The organism is Niallia sp. Kr1, from assembly GCF_050389805.1.
GTDB lineage: Bacteria > Bacillota > Bacilli > Bacillales > Cytobacillaceae > Bacillus_BD.
In genome coordinates this window covers 2,926,092-2,951,854 of record NZ_CP130945.1, presented here as the reverse complement: position 1 = coordinate 2,951,854, position 25,763 = coordinate 2,926,092, and the positions used below count along the sequence as shown (strand labels likewise).

Annotated in this window: 34 protein-coding genes; 28 read left to right on the top strand and 6 right to left on the bottom strand. The window is 34.5% G+C overall.

From position 1 onward, the window contains the following. Nucleotides 1-62 precede the first annotated feature (62 nt). Nucleotides 63-533, top strand: a complete 471-nt coding sequence (locus Q5760_RS14370) for a hypothetical protein (RefSeq protein WP_428908324.1) — start codon at nt 63-65, stop codon at nt 531-533. Between the two features lie 400 nt (nt 534-933). Then, entirely contained in the window at nt 934-1,437 is a 504-nt protein-coding gene (locus Q5760_RS14365) for a GNAT family N-acetyltransferase (protein WP_428908323.1), read from the top strand. 70 nt (nt 1,438-1,507) lie between these two features. Here the strand turns inward: Q5760_RS14365 and Q5760_RS14360 are convergent, their stop codons facing one another. Then, complete coding sequence (locus Q5760_RS14360; protein WP_428908322.1) at nt 1,508-1,732, bottom strand: hypothetical protein; 225 nt, start codon at nt 1,730-1,732, stop codon at nt 1,508-1,510. 186 nt (nt 1,733-1,918) lie between these two features. On the opposite strand from Q5760_RS14360, the gene Q5760_RS14355 reads away from it, so the two are divergent. The 5 genes from Q5760_RS14355 to Q5760_RS14335 all read left to right on the top strand — a co-directional run bounded on the left by Q5760_RS14355 (nt 1,919) and on the right by Q5760_RS14335 (nt 3,606). Then, a complete protein-coding gene (locus tag Q5760_RS14355) occupies nt 1,919-2,062 on the top strand; it encodes an ATP-binding cassette domain-containing protein (protein ID WP_428908321.1) in 144 nt (47 codons plus the stop codon). Between the two features lie 56 nt (nt 2,063-2,118). After that, nucleotides 2,119-2,628 carry an AAA family ATPase gene (locus tag Q5760_RS14350; protein ID WP_428912589.1) on the top strand — a complete coding sequence of 170 codons (510 nt, stop codon included), beginning with the start codon at nt 2,119-2,121 and terminating at the stop codon, nt 2,626-2,628. A gap of 21 nt (nt 2,629-2,649) precedes the next feature. Beyond that, entirely contained in the window at nt 2,650-2,856 is a 207-nt protein-coding gene (locus Q5760_RS14345) for a hypothetical protein (RefSeq protein ID WP_428908320.1), read from the top strand. Continuing rightward, nucleotides 2,837-3,106, top strand: a complete 270-nt coding sequence (locus Q5760_RS14340; protein ID WP_428912588.1) for an ABC transporter permease — start codon at nt 2,837-2,839, stop codon at nt 3,104-3,106. Before Q5760_RS14345 ends, Q5760_RS14340 begins: the two co-directional genes overlap by 20 nt. A 206-nt stretch (nt 3,107-3,312) precedes the next feature. Next, complete coding sequence (locus Q5760_RS14335; RefSeq protein WP_428912587.1) at nt 3,313-3,606, top strand: ABC transporter permease; 294 nt, start codon at nt 3,313-3,315, stop codon at nt 3,604-3,606. Between the two features lie 215 nt (nt 3,607-3,821). Here Q5760_RS14335 and Q5760_RS14330 read toward each other — a convergent pair whose 3' ends face one another. Then, complete coding sequence (locus Q5760_RS14330; protein WP_428908319.1) at nt 3,822-4,178, bottom strand: DUF1992 domain-containing protein; 357 nt, start codon at nt 4,176-4,178, stop codon at nt 3,822-3,824. Nucleotides 4,179-4,344: 166 nt separating this feature from the next. On the opposite strand from Q5760_RS14330, the gene msrB reads away from it, so the two are divergent. Continuing rightward, complete coding sequence (gene msrB, locus Q5760_RS14325; RefSeq protein WP_428908318.1) at nt 4,345-5,301, top strand: peptide-methionine (R)-S-oxide reductase MsrB; 957 nt, start codon at nt 4,345-4,347, stop codon at nt 5,299-5,301. A gap of 96 nt (nt 5,302-5,397) precedes the next feature. Here the strand turns inward: msrB and Q5760_RS14320 are convergent, their stop codons facing one another. Further along, nucleotides 5,398-5,853, bottom strand: a complete 456-nt coding sequence (locus Q5760_RS14320) for a YndM family protein (RefSeq protein WP_428908317.1) — start codon at nt 5,851-5,853, stop codon at nt 5,398-5,400. Nucleotides 5,854-5,995: 142 nt separating this feature from the next. Here Q5760_RS14320 and Q5760_RS14315 point away from each other — a divergent pair, with 142 nt between their 5' ends. From Q5760_RS14315 to Q5760_RS14270, 10 genes are all read left to right on the top strand, one after another. After that, nucleotides 5,996-7,993: a hypothetical protein gene (locus tag Q5760_RS14315; protein ID WP_428908316.1), complete on the top strand. Its 1,998-nt coding sequence runs from the start codon at nt 5,996-5,998 to the stop codon at nt 7,991-7,993. Nucleotides 7,994-8,107: 114 nt separating this feature from the next. After that, on the top strand, nt 8,108-8,293 hold the full coding sequence (locus Q5760_RS14310; RefSeq protein WP_428908315.1) for a hypothetical protein: 186 nt from the start codon (nt 8,108-8,110) through the stop codon (nt 8,291-8,293). Between the two features lie 309 nt (nt 8,294-8,602). Then, on the top strand, nt 8,603-9,964 hold the full coding sequence (locus tag Q5760_RS14305) for an amino acid permease (protein WP_428908314.1): 1,362 nt from the start codon (nt 8,603-8,605) through the stop codon (nt 9,962-9,964). Nucleotides 9,965-10,060: 96 nt separating this feature from the next. Further along, on the top strand, nt 10,061-10,534 hold the full coding sequence (locus Q5760_RS14300; RefSeq protein ID WP_428908313.1) for a CBO0543 family protein: 474 nt from the start codon (nt 10,061-10,063) through the stop codon (nt 10,532-10,534). Between the two features lie 74 nt (nt 10,535-10,608). Then, complete coding sequence (locus Q5760_RS14295) at nt 10,609-11,034, top strand: DUF1801 domain-containing protein (protein ID WP_428908312.1); 426 nt, start codon at nt 10,609-10,611, stop codon at nt 11,032-11,034. 157 nt (nt 11,035-11,191) lie between these two features. Then, nucleotides 11,192-11,575 carry a GntR family transcriptional regulator gene (locus tag Q5760_RS14290; protein ID WP_428908311.1) on the top strand — a complete coding sequence of 128 codons (384 nt, stop codon included), beginning with the start codon at nt 11,192-11,194 and terminating at the stop codon, nt 11,573-11,575. Beyond that, a complete protein-coding gene (locus tag Q5760_RS14285) occupies nt 11,572-12,474 on the top strand; it encodes an ATP-binding cassette domain-containing protein (RefSeq protein WP_428908310.1) in 903 nt (300 codons plus the stop codon). The genes Q5760_RS14290 and Q5760_RS14285 overlap by 4 nt, the downstream gene beginning before the upstream one ends. Next, nucleotides 12,455-13,195, top strand: coding sequence for a hypothetical protein (locus Q5760_RS14280; RefSeq protein ID WP_428908309.1), 741 nt, complete (start codon nt 12,455-12,457; stop codon nt 13,193-13,195). The genes Q5760_RS14285 and Q5760_RS14280 overlap by 20 nt, the downstream gene beginning before the upstream one ends. Continuing rightward, on the top strand, nt 13,192-13,893 hold the full coding sequence (locus Q5760_RS14275) for a hypothetical protein (RefSeq protein WP_428908308.1): 702 nt from the start codon (nt 13,192-13,194) through the stop codon (nt 13,891-13,893). Before Q5760_RS14280 ends, Q5760_RS14275 begins: the two co-directional genes overlap by 4 nt. A 53-nt stretch (nt 13,894-13,946) precedes the next feature. Continuing rightward, a complete protein-coding gene (locus Q5760_RS14270) occupies nt 13,947-14,261 on the top strand; it encodes a DUF3892 domain-containing protein (RefSeq protein WP_428908307.1) in 315 nt (104 codons plus the stop codon). Nucleotides 14,262-14,327: 66 nt separating this feature from the next. Here the strand turns inward: Q5760_RS14270 and Q5760_RS14265 are convergent, their stop codons facing one another. Then, complete coding sequence (locus Q5760_RS14265; protein ID WP_428908306.1) at nt 14,328-14,525, bottom strand: hypothetical protein; 198 nt, start codon at nt 14,523-14,525, stop codon at nt 14,328-14,330. A gap of 140 nt (nt 14,526-14,665) precedes the next feature. Beyond that, nucleotides 14,666-15,298 (bottom strand): LysE family translocator, encoded by a 633-nt coding sequence (locus Q5760_RS14260; RefSeq protein ID WP_428908305.1) that lies wholly within the window; start codon nt 15,296-15,298, stop codon nt 14,666-14,668. A gap of 316 nt (nt 15,299-15,614) precedes the next feature. On the opposite strand from Q5760_RS14260, the gene Q5760_RS14255 reads away from it, so the two are divergent. The 6 genes from Q5760_RS14255 (at nt 15,615) to Q5760_RS14230 (ending at nt 20,411) form a co-directional block, all read left to right on the top strand. After that, nucleotides 15,615-15,758 carry a YezD family protein gene (locus Q5760_RS14255; RefSeq protein ID WP_428908304.1) on the top strand — a complete coding sequence of 48 codons (144 nt, stop codon included), beginning with the start codon at nt 15,615-15,617 and terminating at the stop codon, nt 15,756-15,758. A 164-nt stretch (nt 15,759-15,922) separates the two neighbouring features. Continuing rightward, complete coding sequence (locus Q5760_RS14250; protein ID WP_428912586.1) at nt 15,923-16,627, top strand: phosphoadenylyl-sulfate reductase; 705 nt, start codon at nt 15,923-15,925, stop codon at nt 16,625-16,627. A 21-nt stretch (nt 16,628-16,648) separates the two neighbouring features. Next, on the top strand, nt 16,649-17,728 hold the full coding sequence (locus Q5760_RS14245) for an anion permease (RefSeq protein ID WP_428908303.1): 1,080 nt from the start codon (nt 16,649-16,651) through the stop codon (nt 17,726-17,728). Nucleotides 17,729-17,765: 37 nt separating this feature from the next. Beyond that, nucleotides 17,766-18,917 carry a sulfate adenylyltransferase gene (gene sat / locus Q5760_RS14240; RefSeq protein ID WP_428908302.1) on the top strand — a complete coding sequence of 384 codons (1,152 nt, stop codon included), beginning with the start codon at nt 17,766-17,768 and terminating at the stop codon, nt 18,915-18,917. A gap of 62 nt (nt 18,918-18,979) precedes the next feature. Next, a complete protein-coding gene (gene cysC, locus Q5760_RS14235; RefSeq protein WP_428908301.1) occupies nt 18,980-19,579 on the top strand; it encodes an adenylyl-sulfate kinase in 600 nt (199 codons plus the stop codon). A gap of 70 nt (nt 19,580-19,649) precedes the next feature. After that, nucleotides 19,650-20,411 (top strand): sirohydrochlorin chelatase, encoded by a 762-nt coding sequence (locus Q5760_RS14230; protein ID WP_428908300.1) that lies wholly within the window; start codon nt 19,650-19,652, stop codon nt 20,409-20,411. Nucleotides 20,412-20,418: 7 nt separating this feature from the next. On the opposite strand, the gene Q5760_RS14225 is transcribed toward Q5760_RS14230, so the two are convergent. After that, the gene (locus Q5760_RS14225; RefSeq protein ID WP_428908299.1) at nt 20,419-20,838 is read right to left on the bottom strand and encodes a hypothetical protein; all 420 of its coding nucleotides are present in this window, start codon (nt 20,836-20,838) and stop codon (nt 20,419-20,421) included. Between the two features lie 333 nt (nt 20,839-21,171). On the opposite strand from Q5760_RS14225, the gene Q5760_RS14220 reads away from it, so the two are divergent. From Q5760_RS14220 to Q5760_RS14205, 4 genes are all read left to right on the top strand, one after another. Next, complete coding sequence (locus tag Q5760_RS14220; RefSeq protein ID WP_428908298.1) at nt 21,172-21,816, top strand: 5-bromo-4-chloroindolyl phosphate hydrolysis family protein; 645 nt, start codon at nt 21,172-21,174, stop codon at nt 21,814-21,816. Nucleotides 21,817-21,818: 2 nt separating this feature from the next. Further along, the gene (locus Q5760_RS14215) at nt 21,819-23,009 is read left to right on the top strand and encodes a toxic anion resistance protein (protein ID WP_428908297.1); all 1,191 of its coding nucleotides are present in this window, start codon (nt 21,819-21,821) and stop codon (nt 23,007-23,009) included. A 160-nt stretch (nt 23,010-23,169) separates the two neighbouring features. After that, on the top strand, nt 23,170-24,201 hold the full coding sequence (locus Q5760_RS14210; RefSeq protein WP_428908296.1) for a hypothetical protein: 1,032 nt from the start codon (nt 23,170-23,172) through the stop codon (nt 24,199-24,201). 332 nt (nt 24,202-24,533) lie between these two features. Beyond that, nucleotides 24,534-25,418 (top strand): catechol 2,3-dioxygenase, encoded by an 885-nt coding sequence (locus Q5760_RS14205; protein WP_428908295.1) that lies wholly within the window; start codon nt 24,534-24,536, stop codon nt 25,416-25,418. The last annotated feature ends 345 nt before the right edge of the window (nt 25,419-25,763 follow it).

Genomic DNA, 25,763 nt, shown 5'->3' with positions numbered 1-25,763 from the left:
TGCTTTTGTCCCATACTAATAAAGAAGCAAATCATTAACCATAATGAAAAAGGGGATATTATATGAGGAAGAAGCCTATTGAGGTACTCTTCTGGAGTATTGCGTTACCAGGATTTGGGCAATTTTTAAATGGTAAGATTGTAAAAGGAATTGTATTTGTCCTATTGGAAATTATCATTAATGTACAAGCAAGATTTAATGAATTAATTTTGTTAAGCTTTCTCGGTGAAACAGAGAAGGCCTTATCTTTAACTAATTATCAATGGTTAATGTTTTATCCGTGCATTTATTTTTATTCAATTTGGGATGCCTATCGGGATGCCGGTGGCGCTAAACATCGTCTGTCCTTTCTTCCCTATGTTTTTTCTGCCTATTTTGTCACTGTAGGATTGATTTATTCTTCAAAAGTCGTAATATTCGGCCACTTAATTGGACCTGTTTGGCTACCAATGCTTTTTGCTATACCTGGCGTAATTGTTGGAAATATATTAATCCAAATAGGAAAACGATTAGGATTAGCTGTTTGTGAATAATTTCTTATTGTTAGTTTATCTAAATACATATTTATCATGTATACAAAATCCTTCTTTATCAAATAGGATATTACAAAACGCTTTCATGGCGTTTTTTATAATTTACTTTTTCATGTCTGTCCTTATTGATATAGAAATTAAACCTTTTTAAGAAAAGGTGTTTGTATGAATATTCTTTTAGTCAGGTTGAGTGGAATTCTTGGAAGTATTAGTCGCTTCAGCTTTGGCAGCAGTCAACTACATGCACATGAATATCTGGTGCAATTTTAAAGCTTTTACGAAAGCGCAGATCCATGATTTTCTTTCTTTTGGAAAAATCTATTATTTTTCCTGAATATTATATTATTATGGTAACATGTTTAAAGAAATCAGATACAAGAATCTTTCACGGAGGAAAACGATGATTAGAAACGGGAAAAACGATGATTTACCATCGATTATGAGAATGGTGGAAGGTACCATTAAAATAATGAAAGAAGAACAAAACGATCAATGGGATGAAACCTACCCAACTCTTCAAACCTTTGAACAAGACATCCAAAATGGTTCACTTTTTGTACTTGAAGAAAACGGCTATGTCATTGGCTCGATTACGGTTGATTTAAATCTGCCAGACGAGTATAGCAGTCATTCAATCTTATGGAGAAAAAATGGAAAGGCATTTACTTTCCATCGATTGGTAGTACATCCTGCTGGAAGAGGGCAGGGAATTGCATCCAAATTAATTTCCTATGCAGAAGAGGTTGCCATTCAAAACGAAATACCTTATCTAAAGATTGATACATACTCGTTAAATAAAAAAGCCCAAGCATTGTTTGAAAAAAATGGGTTTTGTAAAGCAGGGGAAATGGCTTTCCAAGGGAAAAAAAGTCCTTTTTATTGTTACGATAAAATTCTAGGGTAACATCTAAAAACACATACAAAATAGACTGTCTTTCCCAACAAATATGAAGGACAAAGACAGTCTATCTTCATTAAAAAACATATAAATATTTCTCCACAAATTCATAAACCTCATTTTTATTAAGCGTATTTTGCTTTAAAACATCTTCAGCCTCTTTTATAAAAGGAAGGAAATCTTGATTTGCTTTCAATTCTAGAATGGAGATATCTCCACTTACTAATTGCAATGCAGCTTCTTTTAGTGCTTCATGATCGACTTGAAACAAAAGATAAGCAAGACAACTAATGCGATCCATCTCTTTTCCACCTTTCAAAAACACTTGTTCTTACCTATTTCGCGATGAAGCACCATTATTCCTTCTTCTTTATGTTGAAATTGTTGAAATATCTAAAAATTGGAAAACTACAGTTGGAAGAGTTGATACTAAGAAGCTTCTGATTCGTAGAAAAGATTATAAAAACAATATAGACAGGAGAAGTTTATGAGTCTTTTAAAGGTTGATATCGAATCTGCAGGATATCAAAAAGATTTATCAGTAATCGATAACATTCAATTTTCAGTAGGAAAAGGAGAATTAATTGGATTAATTGGACCCAATGGAGCCGGAAAAAGCACAACCAATTAATGTATTTTAGGTTTACTTGATCATATGAATGGAAACATAGACTTTGAAGATAATCGATATTCATACATCGCGGAACGACCGATTTTTTACACCGCTTAACACTATGGGAACATCTAGACTTCGTTGCAGCAGTCGAGGAATTACCGCAACAAGAATTTCAAAAACATGCAAAACAGTTATTATCTACCTATAAATTAACTGAACATGCTCATTCATACCCAACTACTTTATCAAAAGGGATGCAGCAGAAAGCTATGCTCATTTTAGCAATGATTACAAATTCTGCTGTATATGTAATAGACGAGCCTTTTATGGGCTTAGATCCAAATGCAATGAAGTTATTTCTAGAATCAATCGAGAAGGAACGTGCAAAGGGAGCTGGAATTTTAATGTCTACCCACGTGTTAGACACTGCCGAAAAAGTATGTGCTCGTTTTATCATGATTCACGAGGGAAGGTTACATGTGGCGGGAACGCTAGACGAAATCAGGGATCAATGTCAGCTTCCACTCGGTTCTTTGTATGACTGTTATCATAAAATAGCTGAGGGTACTGGCAATGAATAGTGCAACCATTTTAGGCATCGTATGATTAAAAATTGGAAATATCAAATTAGTATTTTCAAAACAATTGTTGATTGGATCGTAATGCTGTACATCATTCTACCAGCAATTCTGATATTTATATTCAACTATCTTTCTTGGTGGAATGAGATTCCGGTCTGGATTGCAAATATCCCGCTTTTTCTAGTTTTTCAACTTACTATCTGTCTTTATTTGGAATGGGCATATTAGGACATTTATCGAAGAAGTGGACAAAGTATTTTTAATAAAAAAAGGAATTATTTTTGCGGGGTTAAAAAAGTGGGGTTATTTTCATAGTATACTTTTTCAAGGTTTTACGGTTATTTTCATTTTCGGGGTTATGTTACCATTTCTTTTCGTTCATTATAAATTAGATTGGATTGTAATTCTGCTTTTATTTTATTGCATTAAAAACAGGGATTATGATCTTAAAATACCTTTTTGGAAAAATTCAATCTAGATTAAGTAGAGTAATCCTTTACATTCTGTCATTTATCTTTTTGAATTGGATTAGTCAATTCATCTTATTACTTCATGAACATGCTTTGTTATATGATACTGCTCTAATTTGGATATTTTTCAATTTTTATTTCATTAAAGGTACTAACCAAAAAAGGTAATATCGATTATGAGATAGAAAGAGAATAGAAAAGTGTTTCTAAAAATATCGGGCTCATTTTTACTTTTTCTCCTGAACTGGAAAAGATTCATGTTTCTATTCGTACAAAGCCATTTCTCTTTCGACACTCGAAGCAAATCTTTAAAAAACGTACTGTCGTTAACGGTTTTATCGAGTTGTTTATTAAGGCATTTCTAAGAGATCACTCATATATAGCTGGTTATTTTCAAATTATATCTGTAACAATTATGGCAACAATCGTAATCCCGCCACTTTGGTTAAAAGGGATAATAATTGTATCTACTTTAGGAATGCTGTATCTCTGGCTTAATAATGGCTAGAATAAGTTAATGCTAACCAATCCGTTTACCAACAAATACCAAGAGGAAACCGGCTATTTTACTGCGAAAAGTAAAGCAATTAGGCTGTTTTTTATCATAGGGGTCCTATTCATTTGTCTAACTTTGGCTGTAGGATATAGCATTTTGTCACAGCTTCATATACCTATACAGAGGTAAAAAATTCCCCTTTAATACATTCTTCGTTTTAAAGGGGATCATGATTGAAATATTTTGCGGTATATTTGGTCAACATATTGTCTAAACTTCGAGTTACGATGCCACTTTTTTTCCTGTGCTAATTCCTCAAACTGAAGTCTTTTTTGATACATTCCTTTATTTTCACCTTCTGTTGCATAAGTTAATAAGTCTTGCAGCGTGATATCTTCGTGATTGGCTTTCTCTTTTTCTGTGACGTAACCGGCATTTTTTAACACTTTAAAGCTTAGTTTTAATTCTGGGGAAAGACCGGGTAATTCATCTTTGTAATCTAAAGGCTTTCCCATACCGGGAAGATCATTGAATTCTCCGTTATCTACAGCCTTTTTTATTTTTTCCTCAACAAATAAATACATTTTAAACTCCTTCCGTTTCTTTTATTTTAGCAAATAACAAGTAATTGAGAAACAGGTGAGATTCAGAAGTTTCACATGTGTGAATTACTAAAATAAGGGCAAATTAAATGAAGCGTTATCGGATTTCGTGTATATTTTAAGATATGATAATAAAGGGGTGTATTATATGTTAAATCAATATGAATTAGCAACCTTTGCAGGTGGGTGTTTCTGGTGCATGGTGGAACCTTTTGATGAGCAACCAGGAATTATCAAGGTAGTTTCAGGGTATACAGGAGGACATAAAGAAAATCCTACTTACGAAGAAGTTTGTTCCGATACAACGGGACACTATGAAGCTGTGCAAATTACATTCGATCCGGATGTTTTTCCTTATGAAAAGTTATTAACGCTCTTTTGGCAGCAAATAGATCCAACTGATGCGGGCGGTCAATTTCATGACAGGGGTTTATCTTACAGAACAGCTATTTTTTATCATAACGAGCAGCAAAAAGTTCTCGCAGAACAATCAAAAGCAGAGCTAGCGGGAAGCGGGCGTTTTAATAAACCAATTGTTACTGAGATCATTCCTGCTGCGACTTTTTATGAAGCCGAAGAAAAACATCAAGATTATTATAAAAAAATGTCGTTTCACTACAATAGGTACAAAGAAGGTTCCGGTCGCGCAAAATTCATTCGTGATCATTGGAAAACCAAAAAAAGCGAAGAAGAACTAAGAAAAGAATTAACTCCAATTCAATATCAAGTTACTCGTCACAATGGTACCGAACCGCCCTTTCAAAATGAATATTGGAATCATACTGAAGATGGAATTTATGTAGATATTATCTCAGGTGAACCATTGTTTAGTTCAAAGGATAAATTTGATGCAGGTTGTGGTTGGCCAAGTTTTACGAAACCACTAAGACAGAGTGAAATTGAGGAAAAGCTTGATACGTCTCATGGAATGAGAAGAATTGAAGTCCGCTCCAAAACAGCAGATTCACATTTGGGACATGTATTTGACGATGGACCTGCTCCAACTGGTGCTAGGTACTGTATCAATTCAGCAGCGATCCGCTTCGTTCCGAAAGAGAAGTTAAAAGAAGAAGGTTACGAACAATATCTAACGTTATTCCAATAAGTAAGAAAAGCTAGTTGCTCGTTATAGTAACTAGCTTCTTTTTTAGGATTTACGAATAGAGAGCATCTGAAAAGTCAGATGCTCTCTAAGGGGACATTATTGATTATTTTTATTTTTGTTATCCATGTCATTCTTTCTCGGTGTTAACTCTTTTGATGCTTCTGTTTGATAACGTAGGTTTCTTGACTGTTGCTGGTTTTCATTATTTTCATTATTGATTTGATTGGCAACTGACTTATGAAAGAAAGCTTCAAATAAGGCTATGGCTGCAGCGGCAATTAAAGCTGGCATTAATAAGCTATCTCCATAAGTTATATTTTCACCCATTAACCAAATCACTAAGAAGGCAAGTCCAAAATCAGCAAGCGTTGCCATCGTATTATTTGTTCTTGGTAAAATCAGCATATCTCCAATTAAATAAGCAGCTAAAGTTAACACTAACGATATAGCCAAAACATTCCCAAATGACATGTCATAGAACATGCCTAAAATAATGAACAACACAGCGAATGTAGCAATAAATTTGACAAGAAGATTTCGTATATGTCTCATGTAATAATATCAACTCCTTTATGGGTATTATGCTGATGTTCACATCAAACTATACGTGTTACAATAATTGCTAATAAATATGTATGATGCAAAGCATATTGTAAAATAACATGTAAGGAAACCCTCAAAGGGGAGAAAAATAGTGCAGTTAAACAATGTAAAACCACATTTAGAAACCATTGTTCATTATTTCGATTTTCAACATCATTTTTTTACGAAAGTGGAAGTCCATTTCAATCATCATAAGCAACAATTAAGGGCGATCCTGTTGTTTCCATACCAGCAAAGAGGTCAATTTATACTTGATAAAATTGAGGCTTTCTATAATGATCAGTGGATATCGAAAAGAGGAAATTCTGATTTATACGGAATGACGTTAACTAACCACATGGCTATTATTTGGTTAGGGCAACATGTTCACTCAATTGAAAGACAAGCTAAGGAAGAGTTGGACCAACATTTCCATCAAATCGTTCATACATTAGCGAACAGAATAGAAAATGAAATTTCAACTTATTATCCTGTTCACTGTGAAGTCGCTCCTAACTCTTTATCCATCTTGACTACTTTTCAGTTAAATGGTGAGGAGTATGAAGGAATAATTGAAACCAATTTTCACTTTGCAACTAACCTGGACGATGAAAATACAATTCAAGAACAACTAAATCATTATAAAACTCAAATTATAAGTAATATCGAAAAAATTAAGCTGCTTCACACAGATCAAGGCGGATCTCAGAATATGTATTTAACTACCATTCCAGTACCAAACCCTGTTTCAACTGAAAAATATGAGGACTACCTACTAAATGTCTGTGCCAAAGGTTTTTGCGATTATTGTCAACAAAATGTCTTTCAACCAATAAAAACCAATATTAAAATAAACCATTCTCATCTTAATAAACATCAACTAGAACTATTAATAACAGTTCGAGGGGATCAATTTATTTGTGAACACTGTCATAATATGGTGAGTATAGAAAAAATCGTAATCAAGAACAAAATGAATGATAAGATCTTCGCTGAGCGTGCTTTAGAAGAATTAGATTTACTTGGAAATTCCAATAATCAAGAATCACATAAGAAAATGATTTTAGAAGCTATCGAGCATAAAGATTATTTTTACGAACATAGAGAAGCTTTTTGGAATGCTTTCTGTTATATTGCTTCACAACGATGGGAGACTTTTATTAATGAATTAACAAAGGTTGAACTTGAATATGTATTACCACAATTTCTGCCTGATTTACCCCTCCTAGCAACAAAAGAAGAGCTTATCTCTCATGTAAATAAATTAAATGACACTCAAAAAAGCACTTTTTGGAGAATCGTAAATGAGCAATTAATTGATTATTACTTAAATATAACGATTTTTGGTTGGGATGTTAAAAAAGAAAGGGAAATCATTGGGGAGAACAGGGCTGACTTTATTTTTAAATATTTACCGATTCCAGAAAAGTTAAAAAGAATCCATCAAAAAAGAATAAATTTGCTATATGAAAGCAGCGAAAACAACCTACGTGCATTAAAAAAGAAAATAGAAACACAGAAACAGGTTCTTCAACTTGTACAACAACAAAATGGTCGCTTAACCCAAAAATTGGGGGAAGCAAATCTACAAATTATGAATTTAGAACAGACTTCCTATACTCACACAACTGAAAGGAACCCAACCGATATTATAAAGATTCAACAATTAAAAGGATTAATTGAAGAACTAAAAGCAGAAATCACACATTTGTCTTCAAAAGTAGAGGATGATACACGTAAGAAAAAAGAAACAATCATTTTAACTGAGGAATCACCCCAACATCATGACGATCATGCGGAAGTGGATTTATTAAGCGGAAAGAAGATATTTATTATTGGGGGTTATCGTTCAAAACAAACTAGGGCTGAGGAAAGTTTTACATTATGGACACATGAAGCCCGTCATTTAGATCCAGACTTTTATCATTACTTAAATGAAGCTGATATTCTTATTGTCTTAATTCGATATATATCGCATCATGCTATGTGGGAAGCAAAAGAATTTGCGATTTTAAAACAAAAACCGATCTTTTATTCTACCTTTACCAATATCCCAACCATTTTGAAAGAGATTAAAAGAGAATTGTTGAATAAAAAAGAAAAGAAATAAATTTGAAATGCGAGTTACCCTCCATAAAAATGGAAGGTAACTGGCACTTTTTATCTGTAATAAGTTGAAAAATAATGACAAAAACTTTTATAAAAGGTAAAAGGAGTTGTTATAATGGCTGATGAAAAAAAGTTCCTTACAACCGCATCAAATAAAGAACAAATCACGATTGAAAATGGTACAAGATATCCAAATAAGGAAAGTATCGTTGGGCATTCGGTTGATGGACACAAAGAATTAGAAGAAGCGAATATCTTCATAACCGGTGATGAAATAAAGCAACAAAATGAAAATTTATAATTTAAAAAGGAATAAATTGCTGAATGCAATTCTATTCCTTTTTAGTGTAAACAACATGCCGTTACCCAAGGATTACGTAAATGAATTATATTAAGATTTAATACCGAGTTATATACATTAAACCGCCGAGTATTTTGGGTTGTTAGCATAGGGACCGACACCTCATAATAGAAACAGCCTTTAATATTAGAATGCTCGTAAAGTTAAGTTATATGAAAGGATTTTCCAAAAAGAGTCAACTTTCTCATACATAGAAAAATCTATTCCCTCTCAAAATAATGAAGATATTGAAGGGGGTATAGATGAAGAATGAAGGAAAAAAATGCCTCAAAGGAAAACAAAATTGCTTGGTGGCAGCTATCTCTAGTCGGTGTAGGTTGTATTATTGGAACTGGATTTTTCCTAGCGTCCGCATTAGCCATTCGACTTACTGGACCTTCTGCCATTCTAGCCTTTATTGTTGCTGCTATTGGTACCTATATAGTAGGGGAAGCACTGGGAAAAATGGCTGCCAAGGATCCGCAAAAAGGTTCATTCCGTTACTATTCCAAAAAAGCATTTGGAAGATGGGCTGGGTTTGGCTGCGGTTGGGTGTATTGGGCTTCTGAAATATTAATTATAGGTAGCCAATTAACTGCCTTATCTCTTTTTACTAAATTTTGGTTTCAACATACTCCCTTATGGATTTTTGCTTCTATCTACGGGACTTTAGGGATTATTGTTGTTCTATTAGGTTCAGGCGGTTTCGAAAAAGCACAGAATATTTTTGCCGTCATTAAAATATCGGCCATCCTTATGTTTATTATCTTAGCTCTTTTAGGAATAACTGGGTTAATGAAGGGGGGAGGGGGTACCTATTTCGTTCCAAACGCAGCAGATGAATTCTTCAGAAATGGTATGATCGGATTTTGGTCCGCTTTAATTTTTGGTTTTTATGCTTTTGGGGGAATTGAAATCATGGGGATGATGACGCCAAGACTTCGTAAAAAAGAGGATGCCAAAAAAGCAAATACCATTATGCTCATTACTTTAACAATGATTTATTTGTTGGCAGTTGGATTTGCTGTTATTTTAGCTCCGATTCATGCATTTACACCAGATGAAAGTCCGTTTGTTGTAGCCATGGATCGGTATGGACTAGGTTTCTTTCCACATGTATTCAATGGTGCTATTATCATTGCAGGATTTTCAACGATGTCTGCTTCTTTATTTGCAGTGACGAATATTCTCGTCACTTTATCAGAAGATGGGGATGCACCAAAGCTTTTTTCAAAGAAAGGTGAGAAACTAAAAGTAGCACCATTTGCCTTACTATTAACAATAGGAGGGTTGATTTCAAGTATTATTTTTGGTTTGCTTATGCCCGACCGTGTCTATGAGTACATTACAACGGCAGCCAGCTTGATGCTTTTATATAACTGGATGTTTGTGTTGTTTGCTTATCCTAAATTAATCCAATTAACAGGATGGGGAAGAGTAAAACAATGGATTGGGATTATTTTAATTTTGGCAGCCGTTAGTGGAACCTTATTCCATGGAGCAAGTCGACCTGGCTTCTTTATCAGTCTGCTTTTTATTGCGATTATCGCGATTGTATTACTTTTCATGCGGCGTAGGTGGAAAAAACAAGGTAAAAAGAAGAAAAGTTATAGTTGGTTAAGATTAGCTTAAAGGAAAACACATGGAAAAGAAATACGCTCCATGTGTTTTTCATCTTGACTAATAGGCAGAAGGCGGGAGTGTATTGAGTAAAAATCAGTTTGGTACATGATTGAATGGACTGCAATAGGAATATTTGTTTTATTATTGTTTAACTTTGTTCCACGAAAACGATTTCGAGAAGAAAATATTATCTTTTTATTTAAGCAATTAATTACTTTCTTATTTGGTTTACTAGCGGTTGAAAGGAAATTTTTAGAATACCCTTCCCGTGTTTTTTTTAGGCGTACTCTTAGATCTAGTTTTACTTTTGAATATTTTATTTATCCAACAATTTGTACGTTATTCAATTTGTATTATCCAGAAAAAAGGGGTTATTTCGTAAAGTTTTTGTACTATTTTGTTCATACTGCACCTATTGCTGCTTTTGAGGTTTTTGCAAAAAAATATACAAATATTATTCGCTATAAAAATGGGTGGACCTGGTACTGGAGTTTTATTACTCTTTGGATTAGTAATTATATCTCGAGAATTTATCATCAATGGTTTATAAAAGCAATGACTGTTGATTCAATTAAATAAATGTGTACGAGTTTCATCAAACTACAGCAATCATGCTAAAATAAGTCGATAAGATTGTGAAAAGGATGGAGAATATGTACGAATTGAAAACAAAGGAAAACGACCGTAGTGTGATTGAATTTATTGAGAGCGTGGACCATCCCAAAAAACGTGAAGATGCTTATAAACTACTCGATATCTTTACGGATACAACAGGTTATCCCGCGAAAATGTGGGGGACAAGTATTATTGGATTTGGCTCTTATCATTATAAGTATGATAGTGGTCATGAAGGAGATGCTCCTTTAGTAGGATTCTCGCCTCGCAAAGCGAAACACAGTTTATATTTTGCGCCGGGAGATACACAAAGAGAGGATTTGTTAAAGAATTTTGGCAAACATACTACTGGTAAAGCTTGTGTATATATAAACAAAGTAGATGATATTGATATCGAGGTTCTGAAAAAATTAATTCAAGCTGCTGTTTCTTTTTTAAAAGAAACATATCCTGATCATGAATAATTTTAACAAAAGGTCTTCATCTCCGTGGTGAAGCCCTTTTTTTATAATTCATATCTTCAGTACTTCTTTAATTAGTTAAAACCTATTGAAAACTTTCTATATGCATTTTATACTTATAGTACATTACATCAGTAATGCACTACTTGTGAAGGGGGCGATGACCATTCTAAACCCTGAAAGTACGAAGCCCATTTACATGCAAATTGCCGAATGGATTGAATCCGAAATTCTGAATGGTCACTTAATCGAGGATCAAAAAGTATATTCTCAATATCAATTAGCAGATATGTTTACGATTAATCCGGCAACAGCTGCAAAAGGAATTAATATCCTAGTTGATGACCAGATCCTTTATAAAAAGAGAGGTCTTGGTATGTTTGTAACTATAGGAGCACGGGAACGAATCGTAAACAAACGTAAAAATCAGACATTACGGGGCCTTGTAACAGAACTTGTTTTAGAAGCAAAACGGTTAAATTTGAGTAAAAAGGAGCTAATCCAACTATTCGATGAAGTTCATAACGAGGAGGGTGAAAAATGACGGTAATCCAATGTCAGGAATTAACAAAGGTATATAAACGAAAACCCGTTTTAAATGATGTAAGTTTTACGATAGAAGAGAATACGATAACAGGATTGCTCGGCAGAAACGGGGCAGGTAAAACAACATTGTTAAAAATAATTGCTGGATATATTAAAGGAACTTCAGGACAAATAACCGTGTACTCTGAAGTGCCTTTTAATAGCTTAAGTGTTTCTCTTAGCTCCATTTTTGTAGATGACGAAATGAGCTTTCCAGCTGCCTTACAACTCGGGGAAATCTTAGAGGTGGCAGCGAGTTTTTACCCTAACTGGGATACATCTCTAGCACAAAAATTATTTAATTATTTTTCATTTGACCCATCAGATTACCACAATCGGCTTTCAAAAGGGAAGACAAGTACATTTAATTCCATTATTGGCTTAGCTTCTCGATGCCCACTAACGATTTTCGATGAACCCACAACAGGAATGGATGAGGGGGTACGGAAAGATTTTTATCGAGCCCTTTTAAAGGACTACATAGCTTATCCAAGAACGATTATTTTATCAAGTCATCAAATTGATGAAATCGAAGATATCTTAGAAAATGTTTTATTGTTAAAAAACGGTCAAGTGTATTTTCATATTCCCATGTCTGGGTTTAAAGAATGGGGAATTGGGATTAAAGGAAATTCAGAAACCGTTGAACGAATCATCAAAAATCGAGAAATTCTTTATAAAAACAGGATAGGGACTCATACCACATACGCTGTCTTAAAAAACGATTTAACCCAAGAAGATCGTCAAGAAGCCTATCTATCGGGAGTGGAGATAGTACCTGTGAAAGTAAGCGATTTATTCATTTACTTGACCAATGAAAAGAAAGGGGGAATTGACAATGTCTTTACAAACAATTAGTTTGTTGGAAGTTGTCCGAAAACAATTAAGATTCAAATTGAAGGCCAATATAGACTCAATCAGTTCACTGATTTGGATCCAATTGCTTGCCATTCTCTTTTCTTTTGGTGGAGTATCTACAATGTGGTCGTCATCTGGAACTACATCTATTGAAATTCAATATTTTACTGCAGATGTTGTCGTTGTGTTTACGATGATATGGAGTTTGACGACGGCAATCACATTAACAACAAAGCCTTATCGTCATCATGATTTTACCTTTGTTACGAATCGTTTAAGCTCAAGCTTTTCAAATATGCTTTTTATGTTATATGCCAATATTCTAGCTAGCTTAACATCGACTTTATCAGGAAATTTAATCAGCTTAATCAAATATATATTTACTCCTACAAAGCTTTACCATATGGAAACAAACAATTTTGACATCTTTTTGGGTTTCGTTATCACTTTTCTCTATTTATGTCTATTTAGTACTTTAGGTTATTTAATTGGATCACTTACTCAACTTAGTAAAATTTTTGCAGTGATTATTCCTTTATTCATTTTTGGTCTTTTATTTTTGAATACTTCGATGCAAGGCAATCCTTTTATTATCCAATTGTATCAATTTTATGTCGGGGAATCTAACTTCTTTATCTTTTTACTAAAATCAATTTTAACGATGATTTTTTGTCTGATCCCTGCGATAAGCCTTCTAACTAAGCTGGAGGTGAGGAAATGAGCGTTATAGGTGCGTTTCTACCGATTTTAATTCTAATTGTCATGCTTCTCTTTTTTGTTGGGATTGGACGCTATTTCTTTAAGTTAGGAAAAATGTTTTTCACAGTAAAATTTACCCATTGGATGTTAGGGGTCTATTTACTCGTGTTATTGGTAGCCGCTGTATTTGTTCCGTTTATGTCAGACAGCAAAGTGATGAAGGAAAAGATAACACAACATGATCAGGATGAAATGATGAACGAATTGTATAATCATTTAATAAATGGAGAAATAGGACCAATTAAGGAATTTTTAGTTACTCAAGAAACTTTCGAGCATGATCGAAATTACCCATTACACATTAAATCTTCAACTAATGATATTGGATTCTCTGTATATATTGAGAAAAAGCCTGAAAGTAAGGGTGACATTGAGTCCTTTATTTATCGCTCCACCTTAACGATTAATGAATTTGATTTTTCAGGAATTCTAGAACCCTATAAGCTTGAGAAAACAGCCGACACTCTTGCGATACATGCTCCAAATCAAGATATTCACGTATCTATTCTAGGTCCGTCCTTTCCAGTTCGGCAGCTTACCGAGCAAAGTCTTATTTCTCATTCTTCATCAAATAATGAAGGAATCATTTATTTAAGAATTCCTAGCGAGGTTAAGATTACAAAAGACGAAAATGTTTTCTTACATTATGTGAAAAAATAGCATAAAAAACATCTAAACGAACAAACTAACGTATGTTCGGGAGGTGTAAGCCAATGGAAAATAAAGATTTTAATCAAATTTATCAAGATTATGTGCAGCAATCAAAACAAAATGCCGTGGACGAAGCGAGTGCTGGTATTCAAGAAGGGCAAGAAGAAATTGTTGCCGTGCGCAAGAATGATGAGGGAGATTTAATTGCCTTTAAAACGGCATCAGGACGAGAATTGGATTATGTAACCGCCTTAAACGAAGCTAAAGCAGGAAAGATTGCCCATGTTGATGTCTTTCATAAATACGGCAGAGATATTCTTCGCAGCGAACCAGATGGGATAAAAGAAAATAATTTAGATCAATTGCCGGATTTTTAATAGGCAAAAAAATTCCCCCATTTTTTATTTATAAAAATGGGGGATATTTATTTAAGATAAAATGCGTCAAAGATAGTATAATTCGTATTCATTTTCACTTTCTTTTTCAATTTCTTTCAATGCATCTTCCCACCATTTTGGAGTAGCTTTTCTTTCGGCAGTGACGGGAATTTCCTCAATCTTTTTGACTTCTGGTAACACGTTTTCATCCTCAACATGACCGCAGCAAATCTCAAAAACATCATCGAATTGTGCCATGGACATCATGCGCACCTTCTTTCCCTTTAATAAGGAATCAATAATTGCCTCCCTCTTATCTTTATTATAAGACTGTATAAACTATATTATGATGTCTAGCTGTGACATATTTTTGAAATTTCAAATTTTTGAAAATGAAGAATTTCTTAATTAAAAAATAACATTTGAACGGCTTCATAACCGAAATATATACCAAACCCAACTAGAGAAAAACCTGATGCAATCGAAATCCAAGTCAATAATTTAGATGTTAAAAATTTTCTAAACGTACTAGCTAATAAAGCCATTGAAAAATCCCAAATCAAAATACCTGTAAAAATAGCAATACTATAAAGGAGTAATTGACTGGTATCATAAGTAGCAACTGTTTTAGCCAAAACGGAGCCGAAAATTCCGAGCCAAAAAAGAATCGTTAAGGGGTTTGATAACGACATAAAAAAACCAGAGAAAAAAGATTTAGAAACAGGCTCTCTATTATACTTGCCCGATCGAGTGTCGATTTTTCCAGCGCCTACCAAACATTCAATTCCTGTATAGGTTAAAACAAAGAAACCAAACAACCATAAAAAGGATTTAACAATTGGAATTTCTAAAAAATGAACAACTCCCAAATATACAGCTGCCATGTATACCATGTCAGCAAGCATTGCTCCAACACCAACCATCCACGAATGTAGAAAGCCATTTTTAATCCCATGATCCAATTGTGCTGCATTAATTGGACCAATCGGAGCAGCAAGGGATAAGCCCAAAAATATGTAACTAATAAAAATTGCCATATTCACACCTCGTAATAAAATTATGCTTGTAATCATTCTATTCACGGAGAGGAGCTTGTACGACCTTTATTTTAAAATCAATTAACTCAAAAATTCAAAAAAAGAACTTGCTTAAATTTACATTCATATACTATAATCTAAGTAACAAAGTTAATTCCGAGTAATTTTATATAATTTATTGACATACAGTTGATTTGTGGTAAAATTTTTACAAAATTACCTTTTAAAATTAAATAACCAACACCTCGGAATGAAGGTTCAATGTTTTCAGCCTTTCTAAAGTGGAGGTCCCACTTGATCATGAGGGGGGAGATTTATGAGTGAAACAAATAAACATGAAACGATTATTGAACAACTGAAACAAATGCTTCAGGATATGAAATACGGCTCAATTACACTAGTCGTACAAGATGGAAAAGTTATTCAGTTAGAAAAGGTTGAAAAGGTAAGAATTAAATAGCTTGCTGACTAGAGAAACTAGAGGCAGTTTTAACGCTTGATTAGGTTAAGACTGTCTTTTTTGATTTCAAGGCAGTTTGAACCATGTACAAGTAAAAAACATATCATTTGATATGTAGATTTTCAGAATCGAGATTAAAAGTGGGGGTAGAAAGAATGACAGATATGATTACCTATGAAAATATCGAAAATACGCCAACATTAGAATTTTCATATGATGATGAAACCAAGGGAGCACTTGAAGTTTTAAAATGGGCATACTCTCACTACGGTGACAAGCTTGTATACGCATGCAGTTTCGGAATTGAAGGGATTGTCTTAATTGATTTAATTTCAAAAGTAAAAGACAATGCTAAAATCGTGTTTCTAGACACCAATCTTCATTTTAAAGAAACTTATGAACTAATTGATAAAGTGAAGGCTCGTTATCCGTCATTACAAATAGAATTAAAGAAACCTAGTTTAACCCTTGAAGAGCAGGCGAAGCAATTTGGTGATGAACTTTGGAAAACCAATCCCAATAAATGTTGCGAAATACGAAAAATTCTTCCTTTAAATGAAGTGCTTTCTGGGGCAACAGCATGGATATCGGGTTTAAGAAGGGAACAATCTGAAACGAGAAAACATACGCAATTTCTTAATCCCGATCATAAATTCAAATCAGTAAAAGTATGTCCTCTCATTCATTGGACATGGAAAGATGTTTGGCGATATCAACATAAGAACGGTCTTGATTATAATTTGCTGCATGATCAAGGTTATCCAAGTATTGGCTGTCAACCATGTACAGCACCTGCGGTTGATCCAAATGATTTGCGCTCAGGAAGGTGGACAGGGCAAGCAAAAACAGAATGCGGACTCCATCAATAATAAGATAAGAAGGAATTTACTATGATTATAACGTACTTCGCAGGTTTGGTAGCCCTTTTTTTCGCGATGAATATCGGGGCAAGCGGGGCTGCTGCCGCTGTTAGTGTAGCCTATGGGTCAGGAGCAATTAAAACGAGAAGAAGAGCCTTATTTCTATGTGCCATTGCAATCTTTCTTGGGGCCGTTATTGGTGGAAGTGAAGTAGTAGAAACCATTGGGACTGGAATCATTCCACAAACACTCTTAACTGCAAAAGTGGTTCTTATTATTTTAGTTTCAGCTGCCATTTCTTTATTTATTGCCAATCTATTAGGAATTCCACTTTCAACAAGTGAAATTACTGTAGGAGCTGTGGTAGGAGTCGGTATCGCTGAACAGGCCCTTTATGTCAATAACATCTTATGGATCGCATCCTTTTGGGTGATTATTCCAGTAGTCGGATTTACTCTCGCGTTTATTTTTGGAAAACTCATTACACTCCTTAATCATAAATATCCGCAGTTAAAAGAAAAAAAGGCTCAGAGAATACTAGCCGTATTTGTTATTATCGTGGGTTTTTTTGAAGCTTTTTCTGCTGGAATGAATAATGTGGGAAATGCAGTCGGTCCTTTAGTAGGAGCTAATTTAATTTCTATGACAACAGGGACAATTGTAGGTGGCATCTTTATTTCAGCAGGTGTGTTGTTTATGGGAGGTAGAGTTTTGCAGACCAATGCAAAGAAAATTACAAGGTTTAGCTTGCTAGAAGGTGGAACGATTTCATCTATAGGCGCATCACTTGTAATGATTGCCTCCATTTTTGGATTACCCGTCCCCCTAACGCAAGTAACAAGTACAGCTATTATGGGAATCGGAGTATCGAAGAAAGGAAAAAATCAAGTAAACAAAAGAGTCGTTAGTAAAATTGTGAAAGTATGGCTAGTATCACCCGTTTTTTCTTTGGTGATTTCCTATGGCTTAATGAAATTATTTATAGACAGTGACCTCTACACGATCATTGTTCTATTAAGTGTGTGTCTAGCTACCATTGGAATTTTGAGTTTAATTAAAACAATCAGACAAGAAAATCGAGCTTATTATGAAAATGGGGAAGGAATTTAATCCCATTTACTTTATAAATCTTAGGAGGAAATAGATCATGTCATTAAGTACACCGCATGGAGGAACATTAATTAACCGTTGGAATGGAGACTATGATTTTTCACAAATCGAAAAATCAATCGAATTAGATAATATTAGCTTAAGCGATTTAGAGTTAATTGGAACAGGAGCGTACAGTCCAATAGAAGGATTTCTAATAGAAAAGGATTATCTATCTGTTGTTGAGAATATGCGTCTAGCGTCTGGTCATGTTTGGAGCATTCCAATTACCTTGCCAGTCTCGGAACAAAAAACAAATACTCTTCAAGTAGGAGAAGAAGTTCGGCTTGAATTTCAAGGAAAAACATATGGTGTTATTACGATTTCAGATATATTTGTTCCAGACAAAGAAAAGGAAGCAGCAAATGTATATGGAACAACGGATCTCGAGCATCCTGGGGTAAAGAAAATGTTCGAACGTGGCAATGTCTATGTGGGTGGAGAAATTATTCTTGTGAATCGTATCGAAAGAGAGCAATTTAATGAATTCCACTTAGACCCTGTGCAAACAAGAAAGTCATTTGAAGAAAAAGGATGGAATACAGTTGTAGGGTTCCAAACTCGAAATCCTGTACACCGCGCTCATGAATATATTCAAAAAACAGCTCTTGAAATTGTTGATGGGTTATTCTTAAATCCGCTAGTGGGCGAAACAAAATCTGATGACATCCCTGCAGATGTAAGAATGGAAAGCTATCAAATCTTATTAGAGAACTATTACCCATTAGATCGTGTATTTCTAGCTGTATTCCCAGCAGCAATGCGCTATGCTGGACCAAGAGAAGCGATTTTCCATGCGATGGTTCGTAAAAATTACGGATGTACGCATTTTATTGTGGGCCGCGATCATGCCGGAGTAGGTAACTATTACGGTACATATGATGCCCAAAAGATTTTTAGCAATTTTACTCCTGATGAATTAGGTATCACACTGCTATTCTTTGAACACAGTTTTTATTGCACAAAATGCGGAAATATGGCTTCAGCCAAAACATGCCCGCATGATAAAGAAGACCATGTGATTTTATCAGGTACAAAGGTTCGCGAAATGCTACGCAATGGGGAAATTCCACCTAGCACATTCAGTCGAAAAGAAGTGATTGAAGTGTTAATTAAGGGTCTACAACGTCACGCAGTCGAATCAAAATAACTAGAAAGGGTTGTCAAAGTCCCTTTCTAAAAACATACGTACAATACTGAGGAGGATGCGATTTGGGAAAAAGCACAAATATCGTATGGCATGAACAATCGATTTTAAAAGAAGACCGTCGCAAGCAAAATGGTCATAATAGCTTTGTTCTATGGTTTACAGGCTTGTCTGGTTCTGGAAAATCAACACTTGCGAATGCACTAGCCGCACGTCTTTATCACGAGAGTGTAAGAAATTATGTACTTGACGGGGATAATATACGTCACGGATTAAATAAAGATTTAGGATTTTCTGATGAAGATCGTACTGAAAATATTAGAAGAATCGGGGAAGTAGCTAAGCTTTTTGTTGATAGCGGTCAAGTGGTTTTAACTGCATTCATATCTCCATTCAAGGCAGACCGTGAACTTGTTCGAAATTTACTGGAAGACAAAGAGTTTATTGAAGTCTATGTGAAGTGTCCAATTGAAACATGTGAAGAACGTGACCCAAAAGGGTTATATCAAAAGGCTCGACAAGGTGTTATAAAGGAGTTTACGGGGATAAGTTCTCCTTATGAGGAGCCAGAAAATCCGGAAATTATTGTTGAAAGTCATTTGAACTCAATTGAAGAAAGTGTAGAAAAAATTATTTCATATTTAAAAGAACATCAATTAATATAACAAGGGTATAAGGAAAAGAGGGCGATTGAATTAGCTCTCTTTTTCCTTTATATTTTAAAAAGGAAATTCAATGAAAAGAGGCAGAAAAATGAATGCAATCCTATATATATGCCATGGTAGCCGAGTGAAAGAAGCTAGTGACCAGGCTGTTTCTTTTGTTAGAAAAATCATGAAAAAGGTAGACACACCCATACAGGAAGTCGGATTTTTAGAACTCTCTCATCCTACTGTTTCCCAAAGTTTTGAGCACTGTGTCAATCAAGGCGCCACCAATATTATCGTGATACCCATCTTACTTTTAACCGCAGCACATGCAAAAAAGGATATTCCGGATGAAATAGCTCATCAACAAAAACGATTTCCTCATGTTGAGGTAAAGCTAGGAAGACCAATTGGGGTCAATGATCAAATGGTGGACCTTTTATTAGAAAAAATGACAGAAACGGGAAAGTTAATAACACAAGAAGATACGGTTCTACTAATTGGTCGTGGAAGCAGTGACTCAGATGTAAAAAGAGATTTGTCACTTATCGGGGAGAAACTAAAGCAAAAGGCTAAGATTAAGAAAGTAGAAGTCTGCTTTTTAGCAGCTGCTAGACCAACACTTCAAGAAGGTCTTAAAATTGTACAAATGACTGGGGCGAATCAAGTTTTCATCATCCCTTACCTTTTCTTTACGGGTGTTTTAATGAAAAAGGTTCAAGCTGAAATTCAAAAAGTAAAGGATGATCATGGTACAAAGTGGATTTTATGTAATTATTTAGGGTATCATCCGATTATTGAAAACATTATCATGGATCAAATTCAGCAATTATTAGACACTAGGCATTAACACACCATTATTGTTTGCGAAAGATAATCATGCCAATGATCATGGGAATAATCATACTAAGACCGACGGTTAACGTTGGAAGTGGAATTTTTGGTGCGTAAAACGTTCCGAATTCACCAATAAATCCAGCTATGATGAACGGTATTGCTGTTTTTGTCCTATCCGCTCCGGGTTTACTTGTAAACCATGCATCCCATACCGTGTAAACATAAAATCCTGGATAAAATAATAAATACTGAAAATTAGTAATTTCAACTGCTTGTTGATGATAACCATTAAAATCAAGAAAGATGGCCTGATTAATTCGGGCTTGAATATTATCAAAGTGCTCAATTATAAGAAATACCACCCCTTTGATATACTGTTTATTAAACATTTGACCACATCCTGGCATGAGAATCGAAAATAGTCCTGCTAATACTCTCATGTTTAGACCTCACTTTTTTACATAGTATCTATATTGTAGGTTTAATTTCCAAATATATACATCTTGTAGTATAACAGATAAAACATTATGTTTTTTGATATGGTACAGAAAACGACGCTTGACCTCATTCTCAAGTCTTAGATTGAATTCATACTTGAAATTCATTTTTCTCCATACAAGTAGCAAAAATAGCCATTCTACTTTAAAATAAAGATGAAACCAAATGGCAAATTATTCGTAAGTATAGATGCCATTCTATGAAGAGGCTGTTTACAATTTAAAACTCTAATCAGGTGAAACTTCGAGAATGAGTGGGATAGGAGTAGATGATGTATGAAATCTTTTTTTCAATTTATATTACGGTCGGCTGCAGGGATTTCAATAACCCTTTTAGTTTGGGTTTTTAGTTTCTTTACATTTGACACAAGCTTTTTCTCATCGATTTTAATGGGAATAGGGGGAGGAGCAATAGTCTATCTTCTTCTTGGCAGGTTATTTAATCGTCAATTTTTAAAAGAAAATGGAATTACACGTCGTGAATTTAAATATATTAAGCGGAATTTAAAAGAAGCCAAAGAGAAAATTACTCGCTTGCAAAAGGCAATTCTACGTATTCGCAATCTGTCTGATATCAAACAAAATTATGAAGTGATTCGTTTAGTGAACAAAATTTATTCAACAACAAAAAAAGAACCAAAAAGATTTTTCAAGGCAGAACGATTTTATTTTACAAATCTAGATTCGATTGTAGAGTTAACTGAAAAATACGCATTACTACATTCACAACCTGCCAAAACACCAGAGCTGACGATTTCATTAAAAGAAACTAGACTTATGATAGACAAATTAACTGATTCGTTAGAAAATGATTTATATAAAGTATTAGAAGATGATATTGATGATTTGCATTTTGAACTAGATGTTGCAAAGAAAACAATTAATAGACTTCCAGAAGACATAAACAATAGGAGGCAATAACATTGGTGGAACATAAATCAAACACTGAGCTTGATCAATTACTTGATAATCCATTCGGGGAGTTGGATTCTATCGATCCTACCAGTACTTTACAACCCCAACCGCAAAAACAAACAACAACATTAACAGAGGATGCTCGACCGGTGAGGATCATTGATACACTGACTGAAGAAAATAAGCAGAAGGCTGTGAACTTGGCTCAGCAAATTGATCCTCGTAATCACCAGGCTATAACAGTATATGGTACACAAGCTCAATCAAAACTATTAAACTTTTCTCATTCCATGCTCGATCATGTTCAAAATAAGGATACGGGTGAAATTGGGGAAATTTTAACCGATTTAATGAGAAAGTTAGAACAAGTGAATCCAGATGAGTTAAAACCTGAAAAACGAAATTTCATCTCAAAGCTATTTGGAAAATTATCAAGATCTGTGAATGAAATTTTATCAAAATATCAAAAAACAGGTGCACAAATCGATCGTATCACGGTTAAACTAGAACAATGTAAAAAGGCTCTTATGTCTGATAACATGATGCTTGAGCAATTATATGATAAAAATAAGGATTATTTTCAAGCATTAAATATATATATTGCAGCAGGTGAAGTAAAACTAGATGAACTGCATACAAAGATCATTCCTGAACTAAAGCAAAAGGCAGAAAAAACACAAAACCAAATGGATTATCAAGAAGTTAATGATATGCTTCAGTTTGCTGATCGTCTAGAAAAGCGGATGTATGATTTAAAATTAAGCCGTCAAATCACAACGCAAAGTGCACCGCAGATCCGTTTAATTCAAAATACTAATATGGCCTTAGTCGAAAAGATACAATCATCTATCATGACTGCGATTCCGTTATGGAAAAATCAAATTGCGATCGCGTTGACTTTAATTCGTCAACAGCATGCCGTTAATGCACAAAAACAAGTTTCAAAAACGACGAATGATTTACTATTAAAAAATGCTGAAATGCTTAAAACCAATACAATTGAAACAGCAAAAGAAAATGAACGTGGTATTGTCGATATTGAAACCCTCAAGAAAACACAAGAAAGTCTAGTAACAACATTGGAAGAAACCCTCAGAATCCAAGCAGAAGGTCGGACAAAACGCCAACAAGCAGAACAAGAACTCATCTCCATGGAAAACGAACTAAAGAACAAACTTCTCAGTTTGAAAAATCAATAAAACAAAAATAGGTGACAGGTAATTTCCAGAAACTGGAAGGTGCCTGTCGCCTATTTTTATTATTTTCTTATTTTTATAGGTGTAGGATGAGCATAGTCGAAATATAATTCAAAGACTGTTGTTTTAGCCCATGTTTTGAACGACAAGGGAGGGACTTCTATTGAGCAAACGAAAAACATGGAGTTTACTAGTCATGACAGTAATGGCTGTTTTGTTAGCCGGATGTATAGGGAAGCCGATTGCTGTACCCCCATCTTCTTCTGATGGAGATAAAACGTTAGAAACGACACCCAATGAAAAACCTGCAGTATCAAAAATCCCTGCAGATGAGGAACTATTTGCTGTCATTGAAGCAAACGCTCTTGCTTTCAGTAATAATGATCTAGACGGTTACATGGAAACGATTCATTCACAATCACCGATCTACGATATAACTGAAGCAGATGTAGGAGCATTAATGCAAACCTATGTATTCGATGTAAAAATCACGGACATGAAAGTAGTTGAGAAAACCGAACAGCAAGCTATAGTGTCATATAAACAAACGACCATGGGAGTAGAAGGACCTCCAACGCCAAACACTGAATCCACTGGCACACATACACTAAAGCCCGACAATGGCAAATGGAAAATCGTTTCTACAACAGTAGATTCAACAACTAATTTGGATGATAAGAGTTTTCCGTCAGATCCAATTCCAGAAGCTAATGGAACGACAGATTACCAGTATCGGCAAATTATGGAAAGTTTAAATTTCTATGTAGATGAAAGACAGTGGGTAGAAAGTTATTATGAAGAAAGCGAAGGAACTGCACTAGCAGAATTTATGTTAGCAGATGAATCTACGAATAGTTGGACGGAACTTTACACAATTCAATTTTTTGAGAACAGCAATGCCAATGTAGGGGTAGAAACTTATTTAAGTAATTTCGAGCAAAACCTTCCAAGTTTTTTTACAGGAGATTTTACCTTCCAAGTCCTAGAGAGCTCAACAACAGATGCGATTTATGAATATACTGTTACAAATGATCCTGTTCAACCTGATATTCATGAGGTAGCTCGAGTATTTGCCTACGAAAACCATCTATTTGTTCTCCGTTATACAATGAAAGGTCCTCCAATGGATCAAAATTATAAAAATCATTGGATCAGTTTATTAAAAGATGCAGAAATTATATCTAATGCTCTATAACCAGTATAAAAAAACTCAACCTAAATAGGTTGAGTTTTGTGTTTAGAAAATTATTATTATATAGTTTTAATTACGTGTATAGGTAAGGATGATATAATATAATTATAGGATTAATTTTAATGTTTACGATAATTTCAATAATAAAATCTATAAGAATTATTTAAATTACGATATTTTGTTGCGTATAGAGAAACTATAGAATTGCTATAATAATTTCTTGTATTATAATTATTATATAAATAGTAACTCAACATTAGATTTGAAAGCGATTTCCTTAGATTATTTTATATTCAGAAGAAATATAGTTTTAGTTAAAGAGGAGGAATACACAAATGGCAAGAGTACTACGTCTTGGACGAGTAGAATTAAAGGTATTAGACTTAGACAAATCAGTAGATTACTATACTAACATTATTGGTTTGCAAGAAACAGGTAGGTTTGGAAACAGTGTTTATTTAAAAGCCTGGGATGAATTTGACCACCATAGTTTGATTTTAACCAAATCAAATACCGCTGGAATAGCGCATATCGCATTTAAAGTCGAGAGCTTAGATGATCTTGCATACTATGAAAAGAAAGTAGAAGAATTTGGTTGTACAACGACTAGAATCTCAAAAGGAATTAGATTAGCAGAAGGCGAGGCTGTACATTTTATCTTGCCAACAGGACATCATTGTGAGCTATATACAGAAATTGAACTACTCGGAACAGCTGTGGGCACGAGAAATCCGCATCCGTGGCCATTAGGTTGGAAAGGAATTGCTCCACACCGTTTAGATCATATTCTATTAACTGGAGAAGATTTAAAAACGGTTACAAGATTCTTTGTGGAGGCATTAAACTTCAGACAAAGCGAAAGAGTCGTAACTGAAGGCGAAGAGGATTTAGTAGGTAGTTTCTTATTTACGACAAATAAAGCGCATGATATTGCCTTTGTTAAAGGACCTGATGCAAAATTACACCATGCTGCATTTTTTGTTGATTCCTTACATGACGTATTTAAAGCAGCTGATTTATTATCTATGTATGAAGTCCCATTTGATGTAACACCAACTCGTCATGGTATTTCAAGAGGGGAAACGATCTACTTCTTTGATCCATCAGGAAATCGTAACGAAGCATTTGCAAACGGATACATGTCATATGCTGACATGCCTACCATTACTTGGGATGCGGCGAAATTGGAACGGGTATTTTCTATCATGCACGTGAATTAAAAGAATCATTTGCGAAAGCGTTAACTTAATAGAAAAGTGCAAGCGCATTACTCACTCCGATAAAGAAAACTCTCCGACTAGTAAGCCTTTAGGCGGAGAATAGGGCTAGTTGTACTTATCGATACGGCCAAGCTCAAGTCTAGCCGGCTTGAAGATTGTTCTTTAATCTTTTTGACGGATTGAAAGAAATGGAAGGGTGATTGCCTAGAGTCTAGGCGTCTTTGCTTTCAGAAATACTTGGCTTATAGACCCTAGTCCCTAGGAGCCGACACTAGTTAAGCTTGAGAGAAAAGAATAGATAGGTGTTTGGGGGTAGACACTAATCTAACTAAAAATCTAATAAAC

Bases quoted from the DNA above. Each gene is read 5' to 3' on its own strand.
- Q5760_RS14290 (WP_428908311.1), top strand. From the start codon at position 11,192: ATGACCATTCTAAACCCTGAAAGTACGAAGCCCATTTACATGCAAATT.
- Q5760_RS14310 (WP_428908315.1), top strand. From the start codon at position 8,108: ATGGCTGATGAAAAAAAGTTCCTTACAACCGCATCAAATAAAGAACAA.
- Q5760_RS14270 (WP_428908307.1), top strand. From the start codon at position 13,947: ATGGAAAATAAAGATTTTAATCAAATTTATCAAGATTATGTGCAGCAA.
- msrB (WP_428908318.1), top strand. From the start codon at position 4,345: ATGTTAAATCAATATGAATTAGCAACCTTTGCAGGTGGGTGTTTCTGG.
- Q5760_RS14285 (WP_428908310.1), top strand. From the start codon at position 11,572: ATGACGGTAATCCAATGTCAGGAATTAACAAAGGTATATAAACGAAAA.
- Q5760_RS14205 (WP_428908295.1), top strand. From the start codon at position 24,534: ATGGCAAGAGTACTACGTCTTGGACGAGTAGAATTAAAGGTATTAGAC.
- Q5760_RS14295 (WP_428908312.1), top strand. From the start codon at position 10,609: ATGTACGAATTGAAAACAAAGGAAAACGACCGTAGTGTGATTGAATTT.
- Q5760_RS14250 (WP_428912586.1), top strand. From the start codon at position 15,923: ATGATTACCTATGAAAATATCGAAAATACGCCAACATTAGAATTTTCA.
- Q5760_RS14275 (WP_428908308.1), top strand. From the start codon at position 13,192: ATGAGCGTTATAGGTGCGTTTCTACCGATTTTAATTCTAATTGTCATG.
- Q5760_RS14225 (WP_428908299.1), bottom strand. From the start codon at position 20,838: ATGAGAGTATTAGCAGGACTATTTTCGATTCTCATGCCAGGATGTGGT.
- Q5760_RS14280 (WP_428908309.1), top strand. From the start codon at position 12,455: ATGTCTTTACAAACAATTAGTTTGTTGGAAGTTGTCCGAAAACAATTA.
- Q5760_RS14355 (WP_428908321.1), top strand. From the start codon at position 1,919: ATGAGTCTTTTAAAGGTTGATATCGAATCTGCAGGATATCAAAAAGAT.
- Q5760_RS14265 (WP_428908306.1), bottom strand. From the start codon at position 14,525: ATGTCCATGGCACAATTCGATGATGTTTTTGAGATTTGCTGCGGTCAT.
- Q5760_RS14305 (WP_428908314.1), top strand. From the start codon at position 8,603: ATGAAGGAAAAAAATGCCTCAAAGGAAAACAAAATTGCTTGGTGGCAG.
- Q5760_RS14245 (WP_428908303.1), top strand. From the start codon at position 16,649: ATGATTATAACGTACTTCGCAGGTTTGGTAGCCCTTTTTTTCGCGATG.
- Q5760_RS14260 (WP_428908305.1), bottom strand. From the start codon at position 15,298: ATGGCAATTTTTATTAGTTACATATTTTTGGGCTTATCCCTTGCTGCT.
- Q5760_RS14220 (WP_428908298.1), top strand. From the start codon at position 21,172: ATGAAATCTTTTTTTCAATTTATATTACGGTCGGCTGCAGGGATTTCA.
- Q5760_RS14365 (WP_428908323.1), top strand. From the start codon at position 934: ATGATTAGAAACGGGAAAAACGATGATTTACCATCGATTATGAGAATG.
- sat (WP_428908302.1), top strand. From the start codon at position 17,766: ATGTCATTAAGTACACCGCATGGAGGAACATTAATTAACCGTTGGAAT.
- Q5760_RS14360 (WP_428908322.1), bottom strand. From the start codon at position 1,732: ATGGATCGCATTAGTTGTCTTGCTTATCTTTTGTTTCAAGTCGATCAT.
- Q5760_RS14300 (WP_428908313.1), top strand. From the start codon at position 10,061: ATGATTGAATGGACTGCAATAGGAATATTTGTTTTATTATTGTTTAAC.
- Q5760_RS14330 (WP_428908319.1), bottom strand. From the start codon at position 4,178: ATGTATTTATTTGTTGAGGAAAAAATAAAAAAGGCTGTAGATAACGGA.
- Q5760_RS14320 (WP_428908317.1), bottom strand. From the start codon at position 5,853: ATGAGACATATACGAAATCTTCTTGTCAAATTTATTGCTACATTCGCT.
- Q5760_RS14345 (WP_428908320.1), top strand. From the start codon at position 2,650: ATGATTAAAAATTGGAAATATCAAATTAGTATTTTCAAAACAATTGTT.
- Q5760_RS14370 (WP_428908324.1), top strand. From the start codon at position 63: ATGAGGAAGAAGCCTATTGAGGTACTCTTCTGGAGTATTGCGTTACCA.
- Q5760_RS14255 (WP_428908304.1), top strand. From the start codon at position 15,615: ATGAGTGAAACAAATAAACATGAAACGATTATTGAACAACTGAAACAA.
- Q5760_RS14230 (WP_428908300.1), top strand. From the start codon at position 19,650: ATGAAAAGAGGCAGAAAAATGAATGCAATCCTATATATATGCCATGGT.